Origin of the sequence: Pseudoalteromonas sp. Scap25, assembly GCF_013394125.1 — a bacterium.
In the GTDB taxonomy this organism is placed as follows: Bacteria; Pseudomonadota; Gammaproteobacteria; order Enterobacterales; family Alteromonadaceae; genus Pseudoalteromonas.
The window spans coordinates 3,302,650-3,325,734 of record NZ_CP041327.1; the positions used below are offsets into that span (position 1 = coordinate 3,302,650).

Genomic DNA, 23,085 nt, shown 5'->3' on the forward strand with positions numbered 1-23,085 from the left:
TTAATTCCCAATACCTAATCGAGCCCTTGTATTGCTAGGCTACTTGGTCAGATCCACCTGCTGAACACGGACATTTTTCGTCATGCTTTTTAAAACACTGTTGGTAATTAAGCCAATGAGCTAACGCGATAAAAGCAGAGCCAATTAAAGTGAAGGTTTTTTCGGCCACTTCATGGCCTAATAATACTGCAGTTATCAAAAAGACTAGACCAACAACTCCACACGCCATATAACGTATACGTTTGTGCTTTTTACAGCCTAAGCTCAAAGCTAATAAGCTTGTTGGCAGTACGGCAGCAAGAATCCATAAATGAAACTGTTCACCATTTATTTGCAGTACAGCAATGCTTGGCAACAGCGCTAAAATAATCGGTGTTGCAAAACAATGTACCGTGCACATTAACGAAAGCCCAATGGCAAACTTATCTGCTGTCGTTTGAGTCAGCTTCATTATTTATCCTTCTTTTTAATTGTGTTAGCGGTACTTTGCTGACACCCAAAGCAAACACCTGAGATTTCTAGTTGCGAAGTTGTTGGCGCAAACCCTCTTATTTTAAGTTGTTTAAACAAATACTTAGCCGAATTATCAAGGTCTTTCACCTCACTTGCTTTATTACAAGAGCTACAAATTAAAAACATCGATAGTTGATGCTCTCTATCATCATTAACGTGACTGCACGGTATAAACTTATTTTCTAACTTTAATCTATGTACCAGACCTACCGACTCTAAAAAGCCTAATATCCGATAAACGGACATTGCCAAAATCGGTGTATTTATTTGCTTATTATATTGATCTGTTAACTCATAAGCAGACAAAGGTTTATTTGCTTGCAATAGAATTTCAAATACCTGCTGACGTTTTGGCGTTAATTTTTTTTCAGAGGCTTCACATCTTTTTATCGCAAAGCCAACCATCTCTTTAAATTGCTGTTTATTCATATTACCCACACTAACCAAGTGAGCTGGCGTTTTAACTTTGCCATCCTTGTTGCCAATGCCTCCGTTGTGGTTTTATCTAAAAATGTATTAACTAGAGATAAATAAATGTAACAACTAACTTTTGCTTCACAACAAACAACTCACCCACAAACAACACCTAAACAATGACAATAAATATTTAAAGCACTGAATTTATATAGGTTATGTAGCCAAATTGTATGCCCTGAATGATTTTTAGTTAATTAACTATTGATACAATATAACATTTCAAGCACAATTGATACAATATAACATTCGCAAAGGAATTCAAATGACACGAAAATCTCAATTAGCTGTTTTGATAGCTGCTTTATTACCTGCAAGTGTGCTTGCAAATACCATCGAAGGTGTTGTTTTAAACAACCAAGGTAAAGTGGTGACCAACGCAACTGTAGAAGTTGAAGGCTCAGATATAACAGCAGTAACAGATGCAAGCGGTAAGTTCGTAATAACTGATTTAAAAAGTGGTTTAAAAGAACTTCATATTACCGCCCCTGGTTATGCCCACCTGCATCGAGATATCACATTTAGTGATGATAAAAGCCAGTCAATTACCTTTAAGTTAGAACGTTCACCCATTGAAGTAATTGATATTGAAGCGACGCCTATTCACATGTCGGCAATGGAATCCTCGTCTCCCGTTAGCGTGTTATCTGGCGAACAATTAAGACGGCAGCAAGCTGCAACCCTTGGCGATAGCCTTGAAAAACTCCCGGGGGTTAATACTAACTTTCATGCAAAAGTAGCCAGTACACCTATCATTCGTGGCTTAAGCGGGCCGCGTGTTCTAATTACTCAAAACGGCCTTGATGTCAGTGATGTTTCTCGCGTTGGCCCTGATCACTCCGTTGCATCAGAGGCGTCAACTGCAAAACAAATCGAAGTACTACGTGGTCCTGCCACTTTATTTTATGGCAGCGGCGCCATTGGTGGTGTGGTTAATGTAGTTGATAATCGTGTGCCTACCGACAGCACAACTCGCGGCGAATGGAACCTTGAGCACAACTCTGTTGATAACCAAAAAGTAGCCTCGTTTAACGCTACTACAGGAACTGATTCTCTTGCATTTTATGCCGATGCGTTCTGGCGTGAAGCCGATGACTATGAAATACCCGTGGCCGCTGAATTTGCCCATAATGACCATAACCATGAAGAACATAGTGGCGATTACACCGTTGCAAATAGTAATGAAGAGTCTGACGGCTTTACCTTAGGTACTAGCTATCTATTTGACCAAGGTTTTGTAGGTATAGCTGTTGAGCAATTTAATCGTCAATACGGCATTCCAGGCCACACCCATGGTGGCGAAGATGTTAATAGCGCTGAGGAAAGCGTATATGCCGACTTAGAGCAAACTAAAGTGCAATTATTAGGCGAGTATAACCTCGATAATAAATGGCTTAATAAAATAAACCTGCGCGCAGGTTTTACAGATTACGAACATGCTGAAATTGAACATGGCGCAGTGGGTACCACGTTTGAAAATGAAACCAATGAGTTACGCGTAGACTTAATGCATAACCCGTTTGCGCAGTGGAATGGTGGTTTGAGCTTTCATTACAAACACAGTGATGTTGAAGCGCAAGGCTCTGAGGCATTCACACCACCGTCACAAACACAAAGCTTTGCTATAGCACTGATGGAAGAAAGACACTTTGGTGACTTTTTAGTGCAATTAGGTGGCCGAGTTGAACGGGTAACCATCGATGCTGATAACGTGTTACTACCTAACATAGATGCACACGCACACAATGACACCGGTGTTCATGACGATCATGCTCATGAAGAACATGCCGGCAATACTCGCGTATTTGACGTAGAACAAGAATTCACACCAGTTAGTTTATCAACAGGTGTCGTGTGGGATTTTGCACCTAGCTACAACTTAGGCTTGTCGGTATCTCGTTCTGAGCGTGCTCCTTCGGTGTCGGAGCTATTATCATTCGGCCCTCACATTGGAACTGGTACTTATGAAGTAGGCGCACTATTTGATATTCATGAAGACGGCCATTTTGGTTTATCTGAGCAAGCGCTTGACCTAGAAACAGCAAACAATATTGATTTAACGTTTCGTAAAACCCAAGGTGATATCGGTTTCATTCTTAATGCTTTCTACAACCAAGTCGACAATTATTATTACCAAATCGACACAGGCCTATACGCCGAAAGCGGCCACGACCATGGTGATGAGCATAATCATGACCACGGTGACGAGCATGATCACTCATCTGAACTCCCAGTTTATTTATTTAAAACAGATGACGTAATTTTACATGGCTTTGAAGCCCAATTTGCATGGCAGTTAACCGATGAGTTTAAAGTTGATTTATTCTCAGATTACGTTCGTGCAAGCCTTAAAGACGGTGGCGATTTACCACGCACACCACCGCTACGTTTTGGTACTGAGTTTAGCTACCAAACAAATAAGCTGAGTGCGCACCTCCACGTAACTCGCTATCAAGAGCAAGACCGCACAGCACCAGAAGAAACAGCTACAAACGGCTATACCATGCTTGATGCCAGCGTTTCATATGACTTATCAGTGCTAAATCAAGATGTGTCTGTGTATCTACGAGGCACTAACTTAACAGACACAGAAGCGCGCGTGCATAGTTCATTTTTAAAGAGTATAGCGCCACGTCCAGGTCGTAGCTTTGCACTAGGTATTCGCGGTTACTTTTAAGCGCTAAAAAATTATAAATAAAGGAAATTAACATGACTAAACTATTCAAATTAAAATTAATTGCACTGGCAATAAGCAGCACATTAATCACCGCTTGTGGTGATGCAGAAACAAACATTGTCGAAAAAGACCCAATAGAAGTACCTGATGACGGCCACGATCATGGCGATGGTGGCGACCACGGTGATGAATACACTATTGATTCATTAGGTAGGCTTGCGATACTTGCTGGCGATAGCAACGAAGCGAACTTTTTCGACTTAGACGACAATGAGCTTCTTGATACATTCACTCTTACTAATGATTCAAACACGCTATCGTCGTCGCCTGACTTTCGTTATGCCGTGATTGCTAGTCGCGCTCAAGATTACCTCGGCTTTATAGACGGTGGCTTATGGCGTGAAGATCACGGCGCACATCTTCATGATTACGAACAAAGCCCTGAGTTTAGCAGTTATGAGCTAACTAGCGGCAGTCGCCCTACTCACTTGGTAAAGCACGATGGTCAGTTAGCGGTATTTTATGATGGTGATGCAGCATCAGGCACAACTGCGTCTGTTGAAGTATTAACAGATAACGACATAACAAACGCAACAGCGACCTTACCTGGTATTAGTTACGACATTAATATGCATGGTGTAGCAGAGCCTCGTGGAGAGCATTTATTAGCGACCCTTCGCCGCGATGATGCACAGAGTACATCAAACGCTAAAATTTTGCCGGATCAGGTAGGTGTTTATCACTTTCATGATGGCGAATACGAACTTGAACAAACGTTAGAGTTAACATGCCCTGATTTGCACGGCGCAGCACAAAACCATGATTACGTAGCCTTCGGCTGTAGTGACGGTGTGCTATTAGCCCACCAGCATGATGACGAATACCACGCTGAAAAAGTAGCAAATATTGCTGCAGTAGGTGACTTGCGCATTGGTACGATATACGGCCATGAAGACAGTGACAACTTTATTGGTATTGCGTCTGGTCACGGCGGCGGCCCTGCAGTGCTCTTAAGCATTAACCCTGCGGAAGCTGAAATGGAAGAACTAGAATGGCAACTAGCCGATGGCGCAAGCGCTGTTTCTTACTCTTTCTCAGCGAATGGCGAGCACTTTTTAGTTTTAGACAGCCTAGGCTTTTTAAATGTGCTTGAGGCGCATGCGCACGACGATCACATACACTGGGAGCTAGCAGGTCAAGTTGATATTACACAAGAAGATGTAACAACAATGCCTGAAGGCATGAAGTTTAGTATGACAGTAGCGCAAAATGGTCAGTTTGCTTACGTAGCCGACCCAATAGCCCAACACGTTGTGCAAGTACACCTAGAAGACTTAGAAATTGAAGGTGAACTAGAACTTACATTCCCACCAGCCGCGATCACTTGGTTAGGTATTGCACAAGAGGAAGAGCACGACCACGTACATTAATTTTACGCTTTAAAAAGAGTACTCCCTTGAAGGTTGGCATTTTAATGCCAACCTTTTTTATTCACATTTTGTAACAGACCTTTTATCGTAAGTGCATCGCTATTTTGCACCTTATTGTTATGATGGGATAGCTATTAATATAGGATGTAATTCCATGAAAAAACTAACAACATTGGCTCTTGCCTTGGCTGCAGCAATCGCGCCGGGTGTATCGGCCTATGAGACTAAAGACACTCGTTTACTCCGCTTTCCAGATATCCATAACCAAACCGTTACCTTTGTCTACAGTGGCGATATTTATATTGCGAATACGCAAACAGGCGAAAGCAAACGCTTAACCGACCATATTGGCTTTGAAACATTTCCTAAGTTTTCCCCTGACGGTAAGCGCATTGCATTTTCAGCCGAGTATAACGGTAGCCGACAAATTTATGTGATCAACAGTGACGGTTCAAACCTAAAGCAACTTACTTATTATAATGACGTTGGCCCAATGCCACCGCGTGGAGGTTTTGATTACCGCGTTTTAGATTGGACCGCCGATGGTAAAAATGTGGTATTTAGAGCTAACCGCACACCATGGGGGAAACGTATGGGCCGCCCTTACATGGTTCCTGCAGATGGCGGACTTGAACAGCCATTAGCGATTCCAGAAACTGGTGGCGGCATGCTATCTCCAGATGGCAGCAAATATGTTTACACGCCAATTGATCGAGAATTTCGCACGTGGAAACGTACTCGTGGTGGTCGTGCGCAAGATGTATGGATTTATGATTTAGAAAAAAACACCTCAGAACAACTAACTACAAACCGTGCAACCGACCAGCAACCAACTTGGGTTGGTGACGATATTTACTTTGTGTCTGACCGTGATTACACGCTAAACCTTTACCAATACCGCAAAGGCAGCGAACCAAAAAAACTTACCAACTATAAAAACTTTGACGTACTTTGGCCTTCAGCTGGCCCAAATGCGATTGTTTATGAAAACGGCGGTTATTTATATCGCTTTGACGCAAAAACACAAAAAAGCGCTAAGCTAAGCATTAACATTGCAGGCGTGCGCCAATACGCAATGCCGTATAGCAAAAATGTTAGCGATTTTATTGATTCTATGTCGCTCTCTCACGATGGTAAACGTGCTGTATTTACTGCCCGTGGTGAGCTGTTTAGCGTACCAATCAAACAAGGGCCTACACGCAACTTATCTTACACAGAGAAAAGCCGCGAAATAGATGCAAGCTGGTCACCAAATGGGCGTTACATTGCTTACATGAGCGATGAAAGCGGCGAGTACGAAATTTACTTAAAAGATCGCAGTAAAAACAATGCCATTAAGCAACTTACTAGCAATGGTAACATTTGGCGCTTTACGCCTATTTGGTCACCCGATAGCGCTAAGCTATTGTTTGCAGATAAAAACAACACACTTTGGTGGTTAGATGCAAAATCGGGCAAGCAACACAAAATTGATACCGGCATTTACGACGAAGACGGCATTACTCAGTATACGTGGTCGCCTAATAGCCAAGACATTGTGTATGTTAAAAATAACGAAAACCGTTATGCCTCACTGTGGCACTACAACCTTAAAAAAGAAAAGGTGACGCGCCTAACAGACGAAATGAGTAACGAGCAAAACCCAACCTTTTCGCCAGATGGCCAATACCTTTACTTTAGCTCTGAGCGCGACTTTAACCTGGCATTTAGCAGTTACGAGTTTGACTACATGTTTAACCGCGCCACCCGTATTTATGCGGCCGCAGTAAACGACAGTGTTAAACCGCTTATTGCCTTACAAAGTGATGAAACCACGATTGTAAAAGACGATGACGACGAAAAAGAAGACGACAAAAAAGTTAAAAACGCACTGCAAAGCAGCGACTTTATGCAGCGTGTTACCGCTCTTAACGCGCCAGCGGGCGATTACCGTGGCTTAACCGCAGTAAAAGACGGCGTACTGACGCTTGCTAATGGCGCATTACAACTTATAGGTACCGAGCACGACAGTGAGCTAGAAACAGTCGCTAAAGGTGTTAGCAATTACACTATATCGAGCAACAGCGAACACCTACTTGTACACACAAGTGGCGGTTACAGCTTAATAGAGCCTAAACCAAAGCAAGACCTAGACGCCAACAAGCTAGATTTAAGCAAAATGACGCTTAAAATCAACCCGCAAGCTGAGTGGCAACAAATGTACGTAGAAGGCTGGCGCACACTGCGTGACTGGTTCTACGACGAAAATCACCACGGTCAAGATTGGGATGCTATTTTAGCTAAATACCAACCTATGGCTGATGCTATTAGCCACCGTAGCGACCTTGATTACGTACTTAGCGAAATTGCCGGCGAAATTAACTCAGGTCATATTTACGTGCAATCGGGCGATATGCCAAAAGCCGAACGTAAAAATCACGGTTTATTAGGCGCTAAGCTTGCAAGCGACCCATCTGGTTACGTAAAAATAGAGCAAATCTTTAAAGGTGAAAACTGGCATAACGATTTCCGCTCACCGCTGGGGACTACTGGTGTAAAAGCACATAACGGCGATTACATTATTGCGGTAAATGGCCGCTCGGTTAAAGACGTTGCTAACTTTTACGAACTCCTTGAAAACACCCAAGGCGAGCAAGTAGAGCTAGTGCTAAACAGCAAACCGCGTAGCAAAGGTGCGTGGCAAGTAACAGTAAAACCGGTAGCCAGTGAGCAAGGTCTACGTTATTTAGATTGGGTTAACTCGCGTGCAGCCTACGTTAATAAGCTATCAAATGGGCGTATTGGCTATGTGCACCTGCCAAATACAGCCTATGAGGGTAACCGCGCCATGTTTAAAAACTACATGCCGCAAACAACCAAAGATGCCATGATTATTGATGACCGTTACAATGGCGGTGGTTTTATTCCTGAGCATATGATCACTTGGCTTGCGCGTAAACCGCTTAACTATTGGAAACGCCGTGGTGTAGAGCCAACTAAAACACCGCAGTTTGCGCACAATGGTCCTAAAGCCATGCTAATAAATGGCTATTCAAGTTCTGGTGGTGACGCAATCCCTTACTACTTCCGCCAGGCTGGTCTAGGTAAGCTAATTGGTACCCGTACATGGGGTGGCTTAATTGGTATTTCTGGTAACCCAAGCCTTGTAGACGGCGGACAAGTAATTGCTGCTACATTCCGTATTTTAGACACAAAAGGTAACTGGATCATAGAAAACGAAGGTGTTGCACCAGATATTAAAGTAATTGATCGTCCAGAGCTTATTTATAAAGGCCAAGATCCATCAATAGAGCGTGCTGTACAAGAGTTATTAAAGGAGCTTAAAGAAAATCCTAAACAACCCTTAGTGATACCACCAGCACCTTCTAAGTTTTAATTTGCTGCATAGCTAAACAAGCTAATACCAATAAAAAACCCTGCAAATTTGCAGGGTTTTTTATGACTTGGATTTAATGACTTATATGTATTAAGGCTTACCTTTTTCTCCAGCCGCTCCATACATCATCTTCTTGGTTGGCTTTTTTCTTCTTTTTCTTACCTGTACCTTCTGGCTTGGCCATTGGCTTGTCGTTTTTTAGCGCCTCAGCCGCATCAAGGTTGGCTTGGTTTACAGCAAAACCTGCTACCTCTTCGCGCTCTAAGCGAAGTTTGTTTTTCTTTTCGATAATTCTAAAGTGATGGAAGTCTTCATAATCAATTAACGATAACGCTAAACCGACTTCACCAGCACGGCCGCTTCGGCCAATACGGTGCATATAATCAGCAGGGCTGCGCGGTAAGTTAAAGTTAATAACAACAGGCAGTTTGGCAATATCTAAACCACGGGCTGCTATATCGGTGGCAATAAGTACTTCTATTTCGCCAGCTTTAAACTTTTCGATTACCCAAGTACGCTCGCTTTGGCCTTTATCGCCATGGAATACTTGTGCGTTCACGCCGCGTTTTTCAAGTTTGCTGGCTAAGTGCTCACAATCTTTTTTAGCGTTTACAAAAATCAGCGCTTGGCGCCATTTATGCTGCTTAATTAAATGCGCCAAAACCGTGGTTTTTTCACCTTTATTAACCGTAAATACACGCTGTACTAAAGTGCTTTCGTCTTTGCTTTGAACTTGTATTTCAACAGGATTGGTTAACAGCTTTTGTGTTAATTGTGTGACTTGCTCTGGGAACGTCGCTGAAAACAACATGGTTTGCTTTTTAGCTGGCATTAACGCCAACAGCTCTGCAAGCTCTTCGGTAAAGCCAAGGCTTAACATGCGATCAGCTTCATCAAGCACTAAGGTTGAAACTTTATCAAGCTTAATAGCATTGCTTGATATTAAGTCAAGTAAACGCCCTGGCGTTGCAACAATGATATCAGCACCGCCGCGAAGTGCTTGCATCTGGGTATTAACCGACACACCACCAAATACCGCCACCGTTTTAATGGCGCCATTAAAATTAGCAGAATACGATTTAACACTATCGGCTACCTGCACTGCCAGCTCGCGAGTAGGTACCAAAATAAGCCCTGTTACAAAGTTGCCTTTGCTCGCTGCTTTTTTAGCACCTTGCGCTAAAAATAGCGTTTGTAGCATAGGCAAAGCAAAGGTTGCTGTTTTACCTGAGCCGGTATTTGCCCCCGCAATTAAGTCACTCCCCGCCAAGATACTTGGAATTGCTTTTGCCTGAATCGGCGTAGGTTGCGTGTATTCAAGGTCAGACAAACGAGCAATTAGCTCTGGAATAAGGCCAAGTTCGTTGAAATTACTAGGATTTGCGGCTGAGGTCATAAAAGGTGCGGGCTCATTGCTAAAAATAGCCTGTAATTTTAGCGTATTTAGCAGCTATTAAGTAGAGGTTAGTGATTTAAATAAAATGCATCTTGCTTTATTAAACGATGATTCTCTGAATATCGCTTTGCATTAATACTATTTTTCACATACATCAATCATTACAAATAATAGCTGAACACGCTGTATTATTGATTTCAGCATTTCAAGTGTGTTATTTTTGCAGCCTGATGGATTAATTTTAGATGCAAGGAAATGTCATGTCTCAATTTGATTTATGTTTCAATACGAAAAGTCGAGCAAGCTTACCTTTTAACAGTAATAACTTAGAGCAATTAAAGCGATTTAGAGAGGATAACCCTCATATTATAGGTAACTTTATACCTCAAGGAACCCCGTTCATTTTAAGAACTCCACAATCTGGGGATATGAGTGATTTCAGGCGATCTCGTCCTGACATAGCTTGTGCACTTGATAATACGGTGTCTTGGCCTGAGCATACAAAGAGAAATGTCAGTACTATAGTAAACAACTTCGGTGATGAAGATGCTTTGGCTATTGCCGCGCTATACGATGCGGAAATATCTCCATATGTTGATAAAGTAAGAGGTTTAACGAGTCAACAAGTTCTTGGAAGAAATCTTGATACCTTGACTGCCACTGGCGCAGCACTTACCTCATTAGAGTCAAGCCAAGTGAGATTAAGTACATTTGGAAAAGCGATTCTAAAATACCAAACTAGCTTAATTGAAATTAGAAAAGCATCGCAGAACAAGCAGCCTAAATTAGAATTAATCAAACTAGGTAACAAAGCAAAGCAAGCCCATCTAGAGTTAAACACTGTATTTAAAAGAGAAATGGTTAAATTCAAAGGCAAAGTGAAAGCATCTGCACGGGGTAATATCTGGTCTAATGCGCAGCGAGGCATAGATACAGCAAGAAGCGCAAGAAGTTCAGCTCCCTTGCAATTAACTTCTTTAGCTAACATACAGCACTTACGTAAATTAGAGCAAGGATCCAATATTGCAGGAAAGTTTGTCATTGCGATTGATGCAGGTCTTCGAGCTGATAGCGTTTATGACGATTACAAAGCAGGTAAAGACTGGCAGCGCAGTGCAGTAAGGGAAGCTACAGGTTTTGGTTTAGGGACAGCTGCAGGAGCATATGTTGGCGGTACGACTATAACCGCAGGGGTAGGAATAGCAATTGCAATGGGTCCAGTTGGCTGGGTAATTCTTATAGGTGTAGGCTTGGGGGCTGGTTATGCTGCAGCTAAAGTTGGTGATGCTGTTGGAAAGGGTTTCTCAGGTCTAGTTTATGACCTTAGCTCTAATATAAGCTGGTTTTAAGCTATGTATCTTATGCCTGAAACTTTTTACTGGATAATAACTGGGCCATTTATAATTGCTTTTCTTATTTCAGCTTTGTGCTTCACTCGTATTTCAATGAAACACATAGAGAAGAAAATGCGTGAGGAAGGGATACATGAGCCACTTTGGGATAAAGGACTGGGCATAAGAGTGAGCATGTATGGCAAAGTAATAAGGCGGCAAAAACCCGCAAAGGCGACGGTTGTTAATGACGAAGCAATTTTACGACACGCCAGACCTATCGATTTAATTTTAGCTCGCACAATGCATTACTCTTTCGTAATTATGATGACCCTAGCTGTATATGGTTATTTTGCATATGACTTAGGTGAGCGCGCTTATTAATTTCATGACGAAATTATAGGCAGAAGGTTTTATGCTACAGAAAATCACTTGTACCTTAATATATGCTTACTTCTCTGATATAAATTGGTTTTAAATCATGTATGTGATGCCTGAAAAGATTTTTTTATTTATATCTTTACCAATAATAATTAGCTATCTAATTTCAACTTTATGCTTTACTCGTATTTCAATGAAACATATTGAGAAAAAAATGCGTGAGGAAGGGATACATGAACCACTTTGGGATAAAGGGCTGGGCATAAGAGTGAGCATGTATGGCAAAGTAATAAGGCGGCAAAAACCCGCAAAAGCGACGGTTGTTAATGACGAAGCTATTTTGCGACACGCCAGACCTATCGATCTAATTTTAGCTCGCGTAATGCATATATCATTTATAGGTTTGATGTTCGTAATTGCCTATGGCTACTTTGCCTATGATTTAGGTAATCGCGCAGACTAAAAAGGAGCACAAAGCGCCTTTTACATCAAACCTGTCGCCTATTGATTTTAAAATTTTTAGGCCGACTTTGCCAAATTGCGTGGTTCGTCAACATCTGTGCTTTAATTACCGCTTTATAGTGCGACAGTGATTACACGCATAGTCATCTGACTCACAGTATGAGTATTTACCAGTAAACTCTTCTTAGTCTGCAATACCATCAGCAAGTAATATTGCTTCTTCTAATTTGTTTGGTAAAGCTTTAATCACGTTAAAGATCACTCTTTGAATCTAAACCCTACTCTTGTAATTAATTTGACTGTCACCGAGAGCACTCCAAACTTAAAGAGGCTTTCATAAAAAGCCAACAACTAAGTTGGCAATATTATTAGTTCTTACTCAGTTCTGCTTGTAACCTGACTTTTGTTTCTTTTAAGTAATTTAAATAAGGATATGAGTCATCTGCAATGGCTAAAGCCGACTCCATCTGTTCAAACGCTTGGCGAGTATCACCCTGCATTTCATAGCCATATGATAAGGCTGAAAGCGCATCGACTGATTTTGGGTGGTTTTTTAAATTGTACTTAAACACCTCAATAGCACGGGTAAACTGCTTGCTGCCCGTTAGGTTATAACCGAGTGATCTAACAGCACGGTCTGGTGGAGATATCTGCTCGCCCCATTGTTGAGATAATGTTTTGTAATAACCATCAATAGAGGCTACATCGTCAGTTAAAGCACTTATAGGCATTTGTTTAGGTAAAAATAAGTTGTAGTAGGCATTAAATACGCCAGCAGCAGTGGTTAAGCCATGCGAGATGCCATCAAACGCATCATTAAAAAAGCGTAACCCTCGCGCTTTATGCGATTGCAGTGATTGCTGTAATTCATCATACCTTTCTCGCATTATGCCAGCTTCTTCGCCGATATTGATATAAACGTAACTGTTAAGCTCTTTGTTTTTAGTTATAAACGATTTTGTACTTTTTACCATTGCGCCATAATTCCACCAAACTGCAGGGCTATACGCAATATGCGCTTGAAATAGTTCGGGATTTGCCTGCAACGCGTATAGCGCAAATACACCACCAGCAGATGCGCCAGCAATCACTTTATAGTCATGCGTGCGATAGTTCTTATTTACTAAAGGAATGAGCTCTTGTTCAAAGAACGCTAAAAACTTTGCCGCGCCGCCCCCTTCACCGACAGGCCCTTGTGGCTCTTTATTCACTGTAGGATACATATCTCTAAGTCGATTAGTGTTTTCAATAGCGACAATAATAACCTCAGGCGCACGATTATCATTTTGTAAGCGCTCAATAACAGCACTTGCAAGCGGTATATTACCCGCTCCATCTAAGCGATAAACAACTGGGTATACCTTATTTGGCTGAGCTTGGTAGCTCTTTGGTAACTTTACAACAACTGTGCGTTCTTCGTTTAAAACAGCCGATTTAATAGTGTGCATGAACTGAGAGTCATCAGCACTTTGCTGTTTAATGCCAGCTTGTGCAAAGGCACTTTGTGAACTAAAAGCAAAAAAGCTAAAAAAACAAATAACGGTTAATAAACGCATAACTAATCCCTTAGAGAATAATAAGTTACTTAAGCTAACAGAGTTTCAGGCACAAAAAAAGCGCATTGAGCGCTTTTTTTAACATTAATAAAAACTGTGCACGTTAAATAATGTTCGAAACTGAGATGCTCTATAAATGTATGATCTTAAATAGAAAGTACGATCCCAGCCAATTTAAAGTGTACGCTCCCAGTTTCTACTTCTTAAAGTTCGCTACTAGATAACTTCGCAACTAAACAAAATAGGTATTAATTACTTTTTAGCTTAACTATCCGGGTAAAAGCAACTCAAAAACCTCGATGCAACCTCAGTTATGCGCACATCATTCAGCCCAGATTTTCGAAGAACTAACCACCTTGGTAGTGACATGTCGCCGCTATTTTTTAATGTATAAGTTAATCTCCTAATTTGATAGTCAGATACATCTTCTGAATATCTTCGAAGAAACTCAGCGGTTAAAGGAAGTTTATTGAATTGCTTTTCAATTGATGTGCCTTTATCCAAATGGCTCAGGTACCATTTTTGAGATCTTCTTGGGCCTTCAAGGTCATACAAATACAAATCCCTAATTTCTACTAATTGGCGAATCAGCTGAACATCTCTTTTGTGCCAGTCAACTCGTGTATTAATGTATGGTATAGGCTGTTTATATCGAAGGTTAACTTTAAGTAGCCAACCTTTATCGTGCCTGTATAGCCAAGCATATATAGCAGCTCCATTACCTGTACGAGCAATTTTAGTTCCTCTGGTTTTAACCAAATTGTACCAATCTTTTTTATAGCCTTTTAACTCCCTATCAGTGTGAGTACAACCCTTATATGTTAGTTCTTTTCCTAATTGAATTAACTTTACGCACCTTAAAATTTCAATAATATTCGCAGATTCCCCTTTAAGTGCATAAATAAAAACTAAGTGCTCAAGATAGCTGAATGACCTCCGGTGTTTTCTGGTAATGCAGTGTAGCCAACTAGATTCAGATTCACTCGGAACTAGATTCATGGCGCTAAGCCAAAACAAAGGCCAAGCTTTTAATATCGCTGATTTTATCTTTAAATAGTCGACATAATTACCCTTGCTCATACCAGCTTCGTTCACTAGTTGATGGTAGAAAGCCGTCCATTGGCTATAGCTTGCTGAAGTTTCAGATCCTTTCTCAAGCAAACCCATTACTTGATTAGCAAGCCAATAAAAACAATGAAACTCAGATATGGTGTTCATTTTAATATCGTCGAGCGAGATAATTGATAAGGGTATATATTCATGTCGCTTAGATACTGAGTGATATGGCTGCACTGAAACTAACTTTGCTTTATGAACAAGGCAGTATTCAACTCCACTAATCTGGTGTACTCGCATCCAGTATGGCTCACCCAAAGTGTTTAATTGCTCGGAATAACATTTAGGACAACACCGAAGGTGATGTAACTTTGGAATTCTTGAGCAGGCATACCCAGAGCGTAAATGCACCGCTCCATATGATTTACCTTTCAAAAGTTCTAAACATTGTACTCGACGGTCTTCCGGCATGAATGGCGCATATAATGGAAATAGCGTGTTGTTATAAGTCAATTGTTCGCTTGAACGCAGGGTTAAAGAGTTTGTTACACTCAGAGCATTAAGTCTGGAAGGGAAGTTAATTGTCGATATTGCTGTTCGAGTATCCATTGCAAGGTCAATCAATCGCTTGGGACTGACCTCACAAAATTGCACTCTCGCTCTCGCTAAAATGCTGTATAACAGCTCATCTGGATAAGGTTTGGGGAAATTTATCATGAAGAGTGAAATCTCCAATTGGCAATACGAGTCCAACTTCCTTGAGCATTAAGTAATAATTGTCCTCTTTTTGTTGAGATGCTATGTAACGCAAATCATCTTCAGGCAGAGTCTTCCATTGTGATTTTGATATGCGGCTAAAGTCTTTTCGCTGCATGGATTCCAATTTAGGCATTTTACGACGCTTTGGCTTTGAAGCTGGCGGCGGCAGAGGTTTAGCTGATTTATCGTATCGCTTTTCACGAGCAATGTCAGAGAAAAACGAACGGTGCTGGCTAAAGTACTTTTTCTGTACTCTCAACATTAACTCTTTAGAAATGCTTTCCATTCCCGTATTTATAGCCTCATGCAGGCATCGTGCATAAAAGCGCACTGCTATTCCAACAACACCTTTACATGCGTTAAACCATATTTCTTTAAGTTCTTTATTTAGCTCAATATCCTGCGCTTTCAAGCAGTTAAACTTCCAAAGCCTAGCTGTAAATCGAGACCAGCGATCAGATAGTTCTTCGTTTTCACTTGCGAAAGCACAAAGAGGATCCCAGGTAAGCTTTTCCGAACTTATTTCATTAATGTCATAACAATCAACATCACTCGAAAGCATAACAACAGGAATTATGTCAGCAAGACCAGCTAAGTGTTCAAATAACAATTCTCGTTTATCGGTAGGCCAATTCTGAGTCGATTCTAATGAGTCAATGATCAAAGTTCCCACATTATAGGTTGTTAGAAGACTCCTCATTTTCATAAATGCAGCGCATACACTAGGGGCCACCTTCACTTCCTAAAGCAAGCTCTAAGGCTTCTAGGAACCGGGCGCAATACTCCAATAGATTGGAAACCCCTTTCAACTCAACTTTTAAATACACGACTTGAACTTGAGAAAGCTTCCCATGCCAAACTACTTGCGGATAGAGTGACAAACAACGCTCAATTGCTGCCGTTTTACCACAGCTCTTCGGCCCTACAATGGCGGTAATATCTCGGCGCTTTTGCACTGCTGTGTCGTCATGCCAAACATGGGGATTACCGCCCATAGCTAACATTAGGTTATTAGATAAGACTCGACCTTTATTCCTAATAGGAGCCTTATTTTGATACCCGCTTTTTATCGTCAAGTCTAAGCGATCGTACAAATCAACAATCTCAGGCACTGAAACATAAAAACTATCAATTAACGACTGAACACTACTTTTCCGCCGGCTATCTTTGTCTTCAGCTGTTGCCTTAATAACTTGATCATTTTTAAAATGAGCCTTTAATAAGCCCATATCTAATGTATCCCTGAGCACATCAACAAATTGATTACCGGTTGTGTCATCAGTTGAAATCAAATCTTCAGCTCGCCAAGCTTTTGGTGGTATCGTTTCAATAGGTAATGTCTGCTGTTTTTTCATAATTAGTCCTCATCATCCATGAAAATTTCGTTCAGTCGTGTATTTGCCATCACGACAGAAGTTTGCGAATCGTTGTTGGAAGGATTGCGTTCGTTTCTCGCTGACTCAGGCTTTACAGCACCGTAAATCGCTTTACTTTCATCCCTTTGAGCAGCTTTATCACCAAGTTTAGAAAGCTCTTCATTCATTGTTCGATTAGCTGACTTTGACTTCTTATCTTCTATAGCTGCACGCACTTCTTCCTTGTTTTTTAACTGTTGTTCAAGCGCATACAGCGTGTGATGGTGCATTGCGTCATTATTTGTGTCTTGAATTTCTTTGTACCTCAACTCTGCGTCACGCCAAGTTAGTCCTTCAAATCGTCTATAATGAACGTACAGAAGACATTTAATATACTTAGTCTCTCCATTCTTTGGCACTAGGTAGATAGCAGAGGCGTCTGATTGATCGATGGCAACCTCCATTTTTTGCCTGTTGTTGTAAACCCTTTCTCGTAGACCTGGCGTATCAGGGATCTCAAATTGAAGATGTTTGTAAGTGAGAATATAACCTCTAGACACGCTCGCTTTATCTCTTTCAAGCAATGAATACCAGAAATACTCTGGATCAACAGAATGAAGCGGACCTGTCCTATGAGCTATGCCCCATTTCCATTTCGAGTTTGGAGAGGTATCAAGATTGGTTGGATAGTCTGCGTCGACTTTTCCCACTCCCATCGTTTTAGAGTTGAGAACCATGACAGTTCGCGCAATAATGCGGTTCAACTCACTTAGCAGCATTGTATATTCATCGGGCTTGTACTTACCGCCATGTTTTTTTGGTAAGTATTCCGAAATCAGACCAGGAAGTAGGTGGCTTATTTCCGCATAAACTCGACCAAAACTTCTTTCACCTTTACCTCTTTTTTCTGGCTGGGAGGCTCCGCTATTAATCATAGCTGTTCCATGCTCGACAGAAACAGAAGTGATTTTTTTACTTCGAAGGTCAGAACCTAAGTCCCCAAAAAAAGCTTTTGGCAAGCCCTGCATCGACCAGTCACTTGGCTCGATTTCCAAACCAAATTCTCGACATAATTCAACTTTATCCCTGACCGCAACAGTCATAGCGTTCATTGCATTGAAATACGATGGGGGCGTTAGTGTCAGCAAGAAGCCTACACAGCTAGAAGTATCGCTATCAATAACTTCATAGAGAGTTGGCCTACCCAGAGGGAATCGCTCTTCATCGGCCAATCCTGCATCGAAAGGCGTCGCATCTATTTCATAAGAGTATCCAGGGCCAACTAAATTGGCACTGACTGCTGAAGTAAGCTTTCTAACGTTAGCATTGAAATGTTTTTCACCAAATTTAGCTTTTGCTCGGGCTTCAGAGCTGAATTTGTGATAATAGAAAGCTTTAAATAAATCAAAGCTAGGTTTTTCATTTTCCAATTTACGAACATCCCCATTGCACCAGCGCGCTAGAAAGTCATAATAAGCATCTTGTATTCTGTTTGTATTCTTGGGTTTACCCTTTTTATCAACAGTGTATTTACCGCTGAAAATTGTGTACTTGATAGCAGTTTCCATCACTGATTCCATTTCAGGAGTAGACTGAGTTGAATCATAACTTCCGTGTTCTTTAGGTCGACCTAAGCGTTTTTCCCGTCTTGTTTTTTTCTTACCTTTACCACCACAGTTAGCATAATCAGGCAGAAGTGCATTGGGGGTTTGTCCACGCTGCCAATATCGTCTGAGATAACGATAAATCGTACTTTTTGCACCGACACCCATTGCAACAAGTACTTTAATTAATTCAGCCCGCTGTTTTTTAATCCAATATTTAGAGCCACCAATGACACCTTGGATTCGAGCAAGGTTACTATCACGTATTGCATGATAATCATGACCTACTTCATAGCTACGATTTACACTTTCTCGCCATGGATCCTCAACATTGATAATCTGGTGTTGATCATCAATATTTTCGACTTGTTGTACAGTTAGCTGAAAAGGGAGAGCGTCATCTTTTTCAATATTAATGAAAATGGCAAAGTCACCAAAATCATCCAATAAACGGTACTTATGGCCGTCCCAGCTGTAAACATGATTGCGCGTCATAAAATCAAGCATGAAGCACCTCATTTACAACTTGAATGTCAGCTCCCCTTAGGTCAAAGAAGTCTCTGTCAAATTTCAAAAAGAAAGCACCAAGCTGCACGAGTTGCTTAAACCTGTAAAGGTAGGTGCCATCCTGAACCCCTATTTCTTCATCAAGAGCAACAAGTAAATTATGAATTCGTTCGTCTGGGTTGCTGAGAAAAACGTTCTCAATTGTGGCAACATGAGAGTAAAGCTCATCAACATCACAATCATCTAGGTTCGCGCCAATTATCCACTCCAGAGTACGGTGGGTTTTCCTACAAATTTGTTCTTCCGTAACCACATACAACGGAATGCCAAGTCGAGCCAACGAAGCTCGTTCTAATTGAAGCTTTTCAATCGTCCGCCATCCTTTTAAATCTTGTACGTATTTTACATAAACACCAAACTTTTCATGTTCAGGACCGTCAAGCGTAACAACAAAATCGGTTGTTAGAGGCTTTTTCTCTGGCTCGTACTGTGGCGAGTGGTTAATCCCTAAATCATGGGCTAGCTTCAACGTGGTTTTTAGGTCATGTGGGTACTGAGATTGAATGTCGACCACTTGAGGATCCATATCCAAAATGATGAACACCATATATTCAAGTAAAGACAGTGTATGTTCAATGCGCCCAGTTGTGCGACTTTTAACTCGTCGCATTTGACCCTTTGAAGAAACCGTGTGCACAGTAGCACCAGGCTGATAATCTTTGTCTGGAACATAAGCTTCTTCGACAATTTCATTTAACTTAAGACTCATTTGAGCCTCGCCACTCACATCAGTGGTACTTAACATCGTTAATATCCTTATCAACATAAGACTCTTTGAGGCATCATCCTGATGCCCTTAATTACAAATTAATTTTAACACATTTTGAAAGATACGATCGTAACCCAATGTTTTTGTTAGCTTTAAAACAATATAACCAAGCTAAAGATAAATATATATAAAGCGTTTCCCTTAAAAAATAAGTACTTAATTAAATTTAAGAAAAAATAATTTTTTTGTAAAAAATTTATTTTTAAGTGCTAAAATTTTGAAAAATCTTTCTCGCCTCTTCTTTTGGTGAGCTATTCAAAATCACTCTTAAAACATGCTTAAGACTCAGATGAAACAACATAAACAAGTAGAGCAATATCTAGAAGTTTTAGAGCTACAACTAAAAAACAATATTGCAGAAATGCAACTGGCATTAAAAACGATTACTGAAATATCAAATAACCTTTTAAACCAACAAAATGACAAAAGTATAAAGTCCTCCCAGATTTTAGACGCACCACCTACCTGTAAATTATCAGAAAAACCGCCGGAATCACTTTTACGAATTCAGGAGGTTTGTTTAATACTCGGGATAAGTAGATCGACACTATATCGAATGGTTAATGATGGCCAGTTCCCTAAAGCACTAGATTTAGGGCCTCGCTACAAAGCTTGGCAAAAGAGTACTGTTACAGAGTGGATTCGTGCATCTGATAATTGAATTTACAACACAAAATAGCCTTTTTAATCGAACGAAGCTTTATGCTGTAAAGTAACAGGTAGAATCATACCTACCCATTACTATTGAAAACGAAGTTTATTTTTTAAAATGGCTTTTTACTTTATCTCTAAATGCTTTGCCAAATTTAGAATGATCATTGAGCTCATGGCGAACTCTGCCGGCAACAATACAAGGGGAGATGCTAAGGCTACTCGCAAATTTACGGACTGAACTAGTATCTTGCATTTCTAAATGGTTCAAATCACCTGATGGAATTAAGCTTTCTTGAGCCAATGCATCTGCTTCTTGTTCAACTTTATCGCCACCTTCTGCATCTAAATTATCCAAGTACCAAGTCTCGGTTCCATCTAAATGCAACGCGATATGCGCTAATTCATGCATTAAAGAAAACCAAAAGTTATCTAACTTATCGTGGCGTAATGTAAGTGCAACAACAGGGTTCCCGCTTGCACAAATACATACAGCACCGTCCAAATACGTTTTTGGTAAATGACCCTCAATAACTAAATGAATACCATGGCGGTTTAAAAACTCTTTAGCTAATTTAGGCCCCTGATCAGACCATGACAATTGCGCTAATTTTTTCATCCAATTAGCATCAACAGTTCCTTTTACATATTTGACTGGGAGCTGCTCTAATTGCGCTTTTTGTAAAACCCTAACTTGCCAAGCCCATAAAGCATAGCTATCAATCTCTTTGTCATTTGAGCGTAAATGAGCTGTGGTTCTTAATAATGCTGGTTTTAAAGAAAATCCATTGGGTACAGACGTTAAAAACTGATTAAGCTTCTCAATTGAATACTCTTTCAATTCATTTATTGAGCCTTTAAACCCTTCAAAATATCCACGAGATCGCATTTCAGTTATAGGAAAGGCATCCCAATTAATATCTTTTGAGATAGCGCTTTTAGCGCAAGGTTCTTTAATCAACACATCAGCAGATATTCCTAAGCCCGCGCTTAGCTTACGAATCATATTCAAGCTTAAACTTCGCGTGCCATTTAGTACCTCAGTTACTTTTGAAGCAGATCCAAAATAAGGCACTAAATCTTTTTTAATCAAGCCCTGTTGCTCCATACGAAATTTTATTGCTTCAATTGGATCAGGGAAGTCAATAGGAAATGCTTCTTCCTCGTACTTTTCAATTAAAAATGCCAGTAAATCCAGCTCATCACTTTCTGCTGAATCTGGAGCGGGGTCAAAATCCATTAATGTCATGACACGCGCTAAAGCTTGCTCATGATCTTGAGACGATTTAATTAACTTAATGTGGCCCATAATACCTCCTTAAAAGCGTTGCTTGTCATACTCCGAATGGGTTCCAACCCATTCAATCACAGCAATACCATTTTGATATCTCACTTTCACAACTAACCTATAATGGTTACCTTTTACATTAAAGATCACCCTATTATCAGCTAAAAAATCTGCGCTTCGATATCGGTTCTTTATATCTTGGGGTGTTTTCCAGTCAGCTTCATTAGCCTCTGAAAACCAAGCTTCAAGTGCTTTTTTTGCATTAGCATGCTTTTGACTAAACTCTGTAAGTTTGTCTCTTCCTAAGACCTTCATTTCGCCTCAAAGTTCCCACGAAGGGAATTATAGTTGTTATTACCAAAAAGGGAAGTTAATTGTCATAATGGATTCTAATCTGCTGACGCTACGGTCCAAATCCGTTTAAGTGGTAGCTCAGCTTTAATGTCCTCTTCTAGCTTGTCGTAGAACATAAATAATTGTTCTAATAAATCATGCTGAGTCCATAATCGAACTCGAAAAAAGCTTGATGCTAACTCTTTTTGAACGTTACCTTTAAACCCGCCCCAAGCCACAAATAACCCTTGGGTAGCATTAAACTTTGTCATCGCCCCCATTAGTTTATCAACGGTTGGGCGATCAACTAAACCGTCTCCAGATTTAACTTCAACACAAATTCGCTGAACTCCAAACCCCATAGGCCCGTCACCAGCTAAAATATCAGCACCACCATCCGCACCTTCAGGGCTCTGCCAACAGGTGTAGCCTTGAGCTGTTAAAATAGCAGAAACCAAACGTGTTAAGTTATGACCTCTAAATTTAGCCTCAATCAATTTAATAATTTGGCTATGACCCAGCTCCTCTAAATCTATTTCAACCTCTTCATCATTAGCATCTTGGTTAGACGAATAATTAACAGTTTGATTTATAATTTGCCTTTGAGTTTCAGCCTTCCAACCATTCGCTTCCATAGCGTTAATGCGTTCTTCAGCATTATTACGCTGAATCCGACATATAGTCATAAACGCACCAAAACTGTAAAGTAAATCTTGAGAAAAGTGTCCTCTGGGGATTGGATCCGGTAACCACTCAACGCTACGCCAGTGAAAGAAAGGGTCGGCACCATTTTTATCAAAATTATAGTTTGATGTTATTTTTCCAATATAAATAACAGGCTGAATTTTTGAGGGCAAAATAACCCTGTCACCCATATTTATCGCATGGGCAAATGGCCAAACTTGGCTAGCATGATTCATTAACTTTTTAGGCTTAGCATCAGGAGCATTAATAGACAGCGCATCGATTAGCTCTTGGCGTTCTCTCATTTTAGTAAGATCGCTGTTTAATCCATCCCACGTCACATAAACTCGGTTTTCATTAATAAACTTTTGTTCAAACTGTCCTTGAGAGCCAGCTCTTATTAACCAAATTGACATAATTTTC

19 protein-coding genes are annotated in these 23,085 nt (G+C 40.6%); 7 read left to right on the forward strand and 12 right to left on the reverse strand.

Annotation, left to right across the window (positions count from 1 at the left end; translation table 11 throughout):
* Positions 1-34: 34 nt before the first annotated feature.
* Both FLM54_RS15270 and FLM54_RS15275 read right to left on the reverse strand, forming a co-directional pair.
* Entirely contained in the window at positions 35-451 is a 417-nt protein-coding gene (locus tag FLM54_RS15270) for a MerC domain-containing protein (protein WP_178956789.1), read from the reverse strand.
* Positions 451-942, reverse strand: coding sequence for a Fur family transcriptional regulator (locus FLM54_RS15275; RefSeq protein WP_178956790.1), 492 nt, complete (start codon positions 940-942; stop codon positions 451-453). Before FLM54_RS15275 ends, FLM54_RS15270 begins: the two co-directional genes overlap by 1 nt.
* Before the next feature lie 310 nt (positions 943-1,252).
* Here FLM54_RS15275 and FLM54_RS15280 point away from each other — a divergent pair, with 310 nt between their 5' ends.
* From FLM54_RS15280 to FLM54_RS15290, 3 genes are all read left to right on the forward strand, one after another.
* Positions 1,253-3,664, forward strand: a complete 2,412-nt coding sequence (locus FLM54_RS15280) for a TonB-dependent receptor (RefSeq protein ID WP_178956791.1) — start codon at positions 1,253-1,255, stop codon at positions 3,662-3,664.
* A gap of 32 nt (positions 3,665-3,696) precedes the next feature.
* Complete coding sequence (locus FLM54_RS15285; RefSeq protein WP_178956792.1) at positions 3,697-5,094, forward strand: 5-methyltetrahydrofolate--homocysteine methyltransferase; 1,398 nt, start codon at positions 3,697-3,699, stop codon at positions 5,092-5,094.
* A 154-nt stretch (positions 5,095-5,248) separates the two neighbouring features.
* A complete protein-coding gene (locus FLM54_RS15290) occupies positions 5,249-8,470 on the forward strand; it encodes a S41 family peptidase (protein ID WP_178956793.1) in 3,222 nt (1,073 codons plus the stop codon).
* A 97-nt stretch (positions 8,471-8,567) separates the two neighbouring features.
* On the opposite strand, the gene FLM54_RS15295 is transcribed toward FLM54_RS15290, so the two are convergent.
* Positions 8,568-9,866, reverse strand: a complete 1,299-nt coding sequence (locus tag FLM54_RS15295; RefSeq protein ID WP_178956794.1) for a DEAD/DEAH box helicase — start codon at positions 9,864-9,866, stop codon at positions 8,568-8,570.
* A 260-nt stretch (positions 9,867-10,126) separates the two neighbouring features.
* Here FLM54_RS15295 and FLM54_RS15300 point away from each other — a divergent pair, with 260 nt between their 5' ends.
* From FLM54_RS15300 to FLM54_RS15310, 3 genes are all read left to right on the forward strand, one after another.
* Positions 10,127-11,215: a hypothetical protein gene (locus tag FLM54_RS15300; RefSeq protein ID WP_218648491.1), complete on the forward strand. Its 1,089-nt coding sequence runs from the start codon at positions 10,127-10,129 to the stop codon at positions 11,213-11,215.
* A gap of 12 nt (positions 11,216-11,227) precedes the next feature.
* Positions 11,228-11,581: a hypothetical protein gene (locus FLM54_RS15305; RefSeq protein WP_147154738.1), complete on the forward strand. Its 354-nt coding sequence runs from the start codon at positions 11,228-11,230 to the stop codon at positions 11,579-11,581.
* Between the two features lie 97 nt (positions 11,582-11,678).
* On the forward strand, positions 11,679-12,041 hold the full coding sequence (locus FLM54_RS15310) for a hypothetical protein (protein ID WP_178956796.1): 363 nt from the start codon (positions 11,679-11,681) through the stop codon (positions 12,039-12,041).
* A 367-nt stretch (positions 12,042-12,408) separates the two neighbouring features.
* Here the strand turns inward: FLM54_RS15310 and FLM54_RS15315 are convergent, their stop codons facing one another.
* From FLM54_RS15315 to FLM54_RS15340, 6 genes are all read right to left on the reverse strand, one after another.
* Entirely contained in the window at positions 12,409-13,596 is a 1,188-nt protein-coding gene (locus tag FLM54_RS15315; protein ID WP_178956797.1) for an alpha/beta hydrolase-fold protein, read from the reverse strand.
* Positions 13,597-13,860: 264 nt separating this feature from the next.
* A complete protein-coding gene (locus tag FLM54_RS15320; protein WP_178956798.1) occupies positions 13,861-15,369 on the reverse strand; it encodes a TnsD family Tn7-like transposition protein in 1,509 nt (502 codons plus the stop codon).
* A complete protein-coding gene (locus FLM54_RS15325; protein ID WP_178956799.1) occupies positions 15,338-16,075 on the reverse strand; it encodes a hypothetical protein in 738 nt (245 codons plus the stop codon). Before FLM54_RS15325 ends, FLM54_RS15320 begins: the two co-directional genes overlap by 32 nt.
* Before the next feature lie 58 nt (positions 16,076-16,133).
* Complete coding sequence (locus FLM54_RS15330) at positions 16,134-16,766, reverse strand: hypothetical protein (RefSeq protein WP_178956800.1); 633 nt, start codon at positions 16,764-16,766, stop codon at positions 16,134-16,136.
* 2 nt (positions 16,767-16,768) lie between these two features.
* Positions 16,769-18,877 (reverse strand): hypothetical protein, encoded by a 2,109-nt coding sequence (locus tag FLM54_RS15335; RefSeq protein WP_178956801.1) that lies wholly within the window; start codon positions 18,875-18,877, stop codon positions 16,769-16,771.
* Positions 18,870-19,682 (reverse strand): TnsA endonuclease N-terminal domain-containing protein, encoded by an 813-nt coding sequence (locus tag FLM54_RS15340; RefSeq protein ID WP_178956802.1) that lies wholly within the window; start codon positions 19,680-19,682, stop codon positions 18,870-18,872. The genes FLM54_RS15335 and FLM54_RS15340 overlap by 8 nt, the downstream gene beginning before the upstream one ends.
* 313 nt (positions 19,683-19,995) lie before the next feature.
* On the opposite strand from FLM54_RS15340, the gene FLM54_RS15345 reads away from it, so the two are divergent.
* The gene (locus FLM54_RS15345; protein ID WP_256729584.1) at positions 19,996-20,367 is read left to right on the forward strand and encodes a helix-turn-helix transcriptional regulator; all 372 of its coding nucleotides are present in this window, start codon (positions 19,996-19,998) and stop codon (positions 20,365-20,367) included.
* Positions 20,368-20,463: 96 nt separating this feature from the next.
* Here the strand turns inward: FLM54_RS15345 and FLM54_RS15350 are convergent, their stop codons facing one another.
* The 3 genes from FLM54_RS15350 to FLM54_RS15360 form a co-directional block, all read right to left on the reverse strand.
* Complete coding sequence (locus FLM54_RS15350) at positions 20,464-21,666, reverse strand: ImmA/IrrE family metallo-endopeptidase (RefSeq protein ID WP_178956803.1); 1,203 nt, start codon at positions 21,664-21,666, stop codon at positions 20,464-20,466.
* Between the two features lie 9 nt (positions 21,667-21,675).
* A complete protein-coding gene (locus FLM54_RS15355) occupies positions 21,676-21,960 on the reverse strand; it encodes a type II toxin-antitoxin system HigB family toxin (protein ID WP_138739927.1) in 285 nt (94 codons plus the stop codon).
* Positions 21,961-22,034: 74 nt separating this feature from the next.
* Complete coding sequence (locus FLM54_RS15360) at positions 22,035-23,078, reverse strand: restriction endonuclease (RefSeq protein ID WP_178956804.1); 1,044 nt, start codon at positions 23,076-23,078, stop codon at positions 22,035-22,037.
* Between the last annotated feature and the right edge of the window lie 7 nt (positions 23,079-23,085).

What these genes read in the sequence shown, in the direction of transcription:
- FLM54_RS15270 (WP_178956789.1), bottom strand. Translation starts at nt 451, where the DNA reads ATGAAGCTGACTCAAACGACAGCAGATAAGTTTGCCATTGGGCTTTCG.
- FLM54_RS15275 (WP_178956790.1), bottom strand. Translation starts at nt 942, where the DNA reads ATGAATAAACAGCAATTTAAAGAGATGGTTGGCTTTGCGATAAAAAGA.
- FLM54_RS15280 (WP_178956791.1), top strand. Translation starts at nt 1,253, where the DNA reads ATGACACGAAAATCTCAATTAGCTGTTTTGATAGCTGCTTTATTACCT.
- FLM54_RS15285 (WP_178956792.1), top strand. Translation starts at nt 3,697, where the DNA reads ATGACTAAACTATTCAAATTAAAATTAATTGCACTGGCAATAAGCAGC.
- FLM54_RS15290 (WP_178956793.1), top strand. Translation starts at nt 5,249, where the DNA reads ATGAAAAAACTAACAACATTGGCTCTTGCCTTGGCTGCAGCAATCGCG.
- FLM54_RS15295 (WP_178956794.1), bottom strand. Translation starts at nt 9,866, where the DNA reads ATGACCTCAGCCGCAAATCCTAGTAATTTCAACGAACTTGGCCTTATT.
- FLM54_RS15300 (WP_218648491.1), top strand. Translation starts at nt 10,127, where the DNA reads ATGTCTCAATTTGATTTATGTTTCAATACGAAAAGTCGAGCAAGCTTA.
- FLM54_RS15305 (WP_147154738.1), top strand. Translation starts at nt 11,228, where the DNA reads ATGCCTGAAACTTTTTACTGGATAATAACTGGGCCATTTATAATTGCT.
- FLM54_RS15310 (WP_178956796.1), top strand. Translation starts at nt 11,679, where the DNA reads ATGTATGTGATGCCTGAAAAGATTTTTTTATTTATATCTTTACCAATA.
- FLM54_RS15315 (WP_178956797.1), bottom strand. Translation starts at nt 13,596, where the DNA reads ATGCGTTTATTAACCGTTATTTGTTTTTTTAGCTTTTTTGCTTTTAGT.
- FLM54_RS15320 (WP_178956798.1), bottom strand. Translation starts at nt 15,369, where the DNA reads ATGATAAATTTCCCCAAACCTTATCCAGATGAGCTGTTATACAGCATT.
- FLM54_RS15330 (WP_178956800.1), bottom strand. Translation starts at nt 16,766, where the DNA reads ATGAAAAAACAGCAGACATTACCTATTGAAACGATACCACCAAAAGCT.
- FLM54_RS15335 (WP_178956801.1), bottom strand. Translation starts at nt 18,877, where the DNA reads ATGCTTGATTTTATGACGCGCAATCATGTTTACAGCTGGGACGGCCAT.
- FLM54_RS15340 (WP_178956802.1), bottom strand. Translation starts at nt 19,682, where the DNA reads ATGTTAAGTACCACTGATGTGAGTGGCGAGGCTCAAATGAGTCTTAAG.
- FLM54_RS15345 (WP_256729584.1), top strand. Translation starts at nt 19,996, where the DNA reads ATGAAACAACATAAACAAGTAGAGCAATATCTAGAAGTTTTAGAGCTA.
- FLM54_RS15350 (WP_178956803.1), bottom strand. Translation starts at nt 21,666, where the DNA reads ATGGGCCACATTAAGTTAATTAAATCGTCTCAAGATCATGAGCAAGCT.
- FLM54_RS15355 (WP_138739927.1), bottom strand. Translation starts at nt 21,960, where the DNA reads ATGAAGGTCTTAGGAAGAGACAAACTTACAGAGTTTAGTCAAAAGCAT.
- FLM54_RS15360 (WP_178956804.1), bottom strand. Translation starts at nt 23,078, where the DNA reads ATGTCAATTTGGTTAATAAGAGCTGGCTCTCAAGGACAGTTTGAACAA.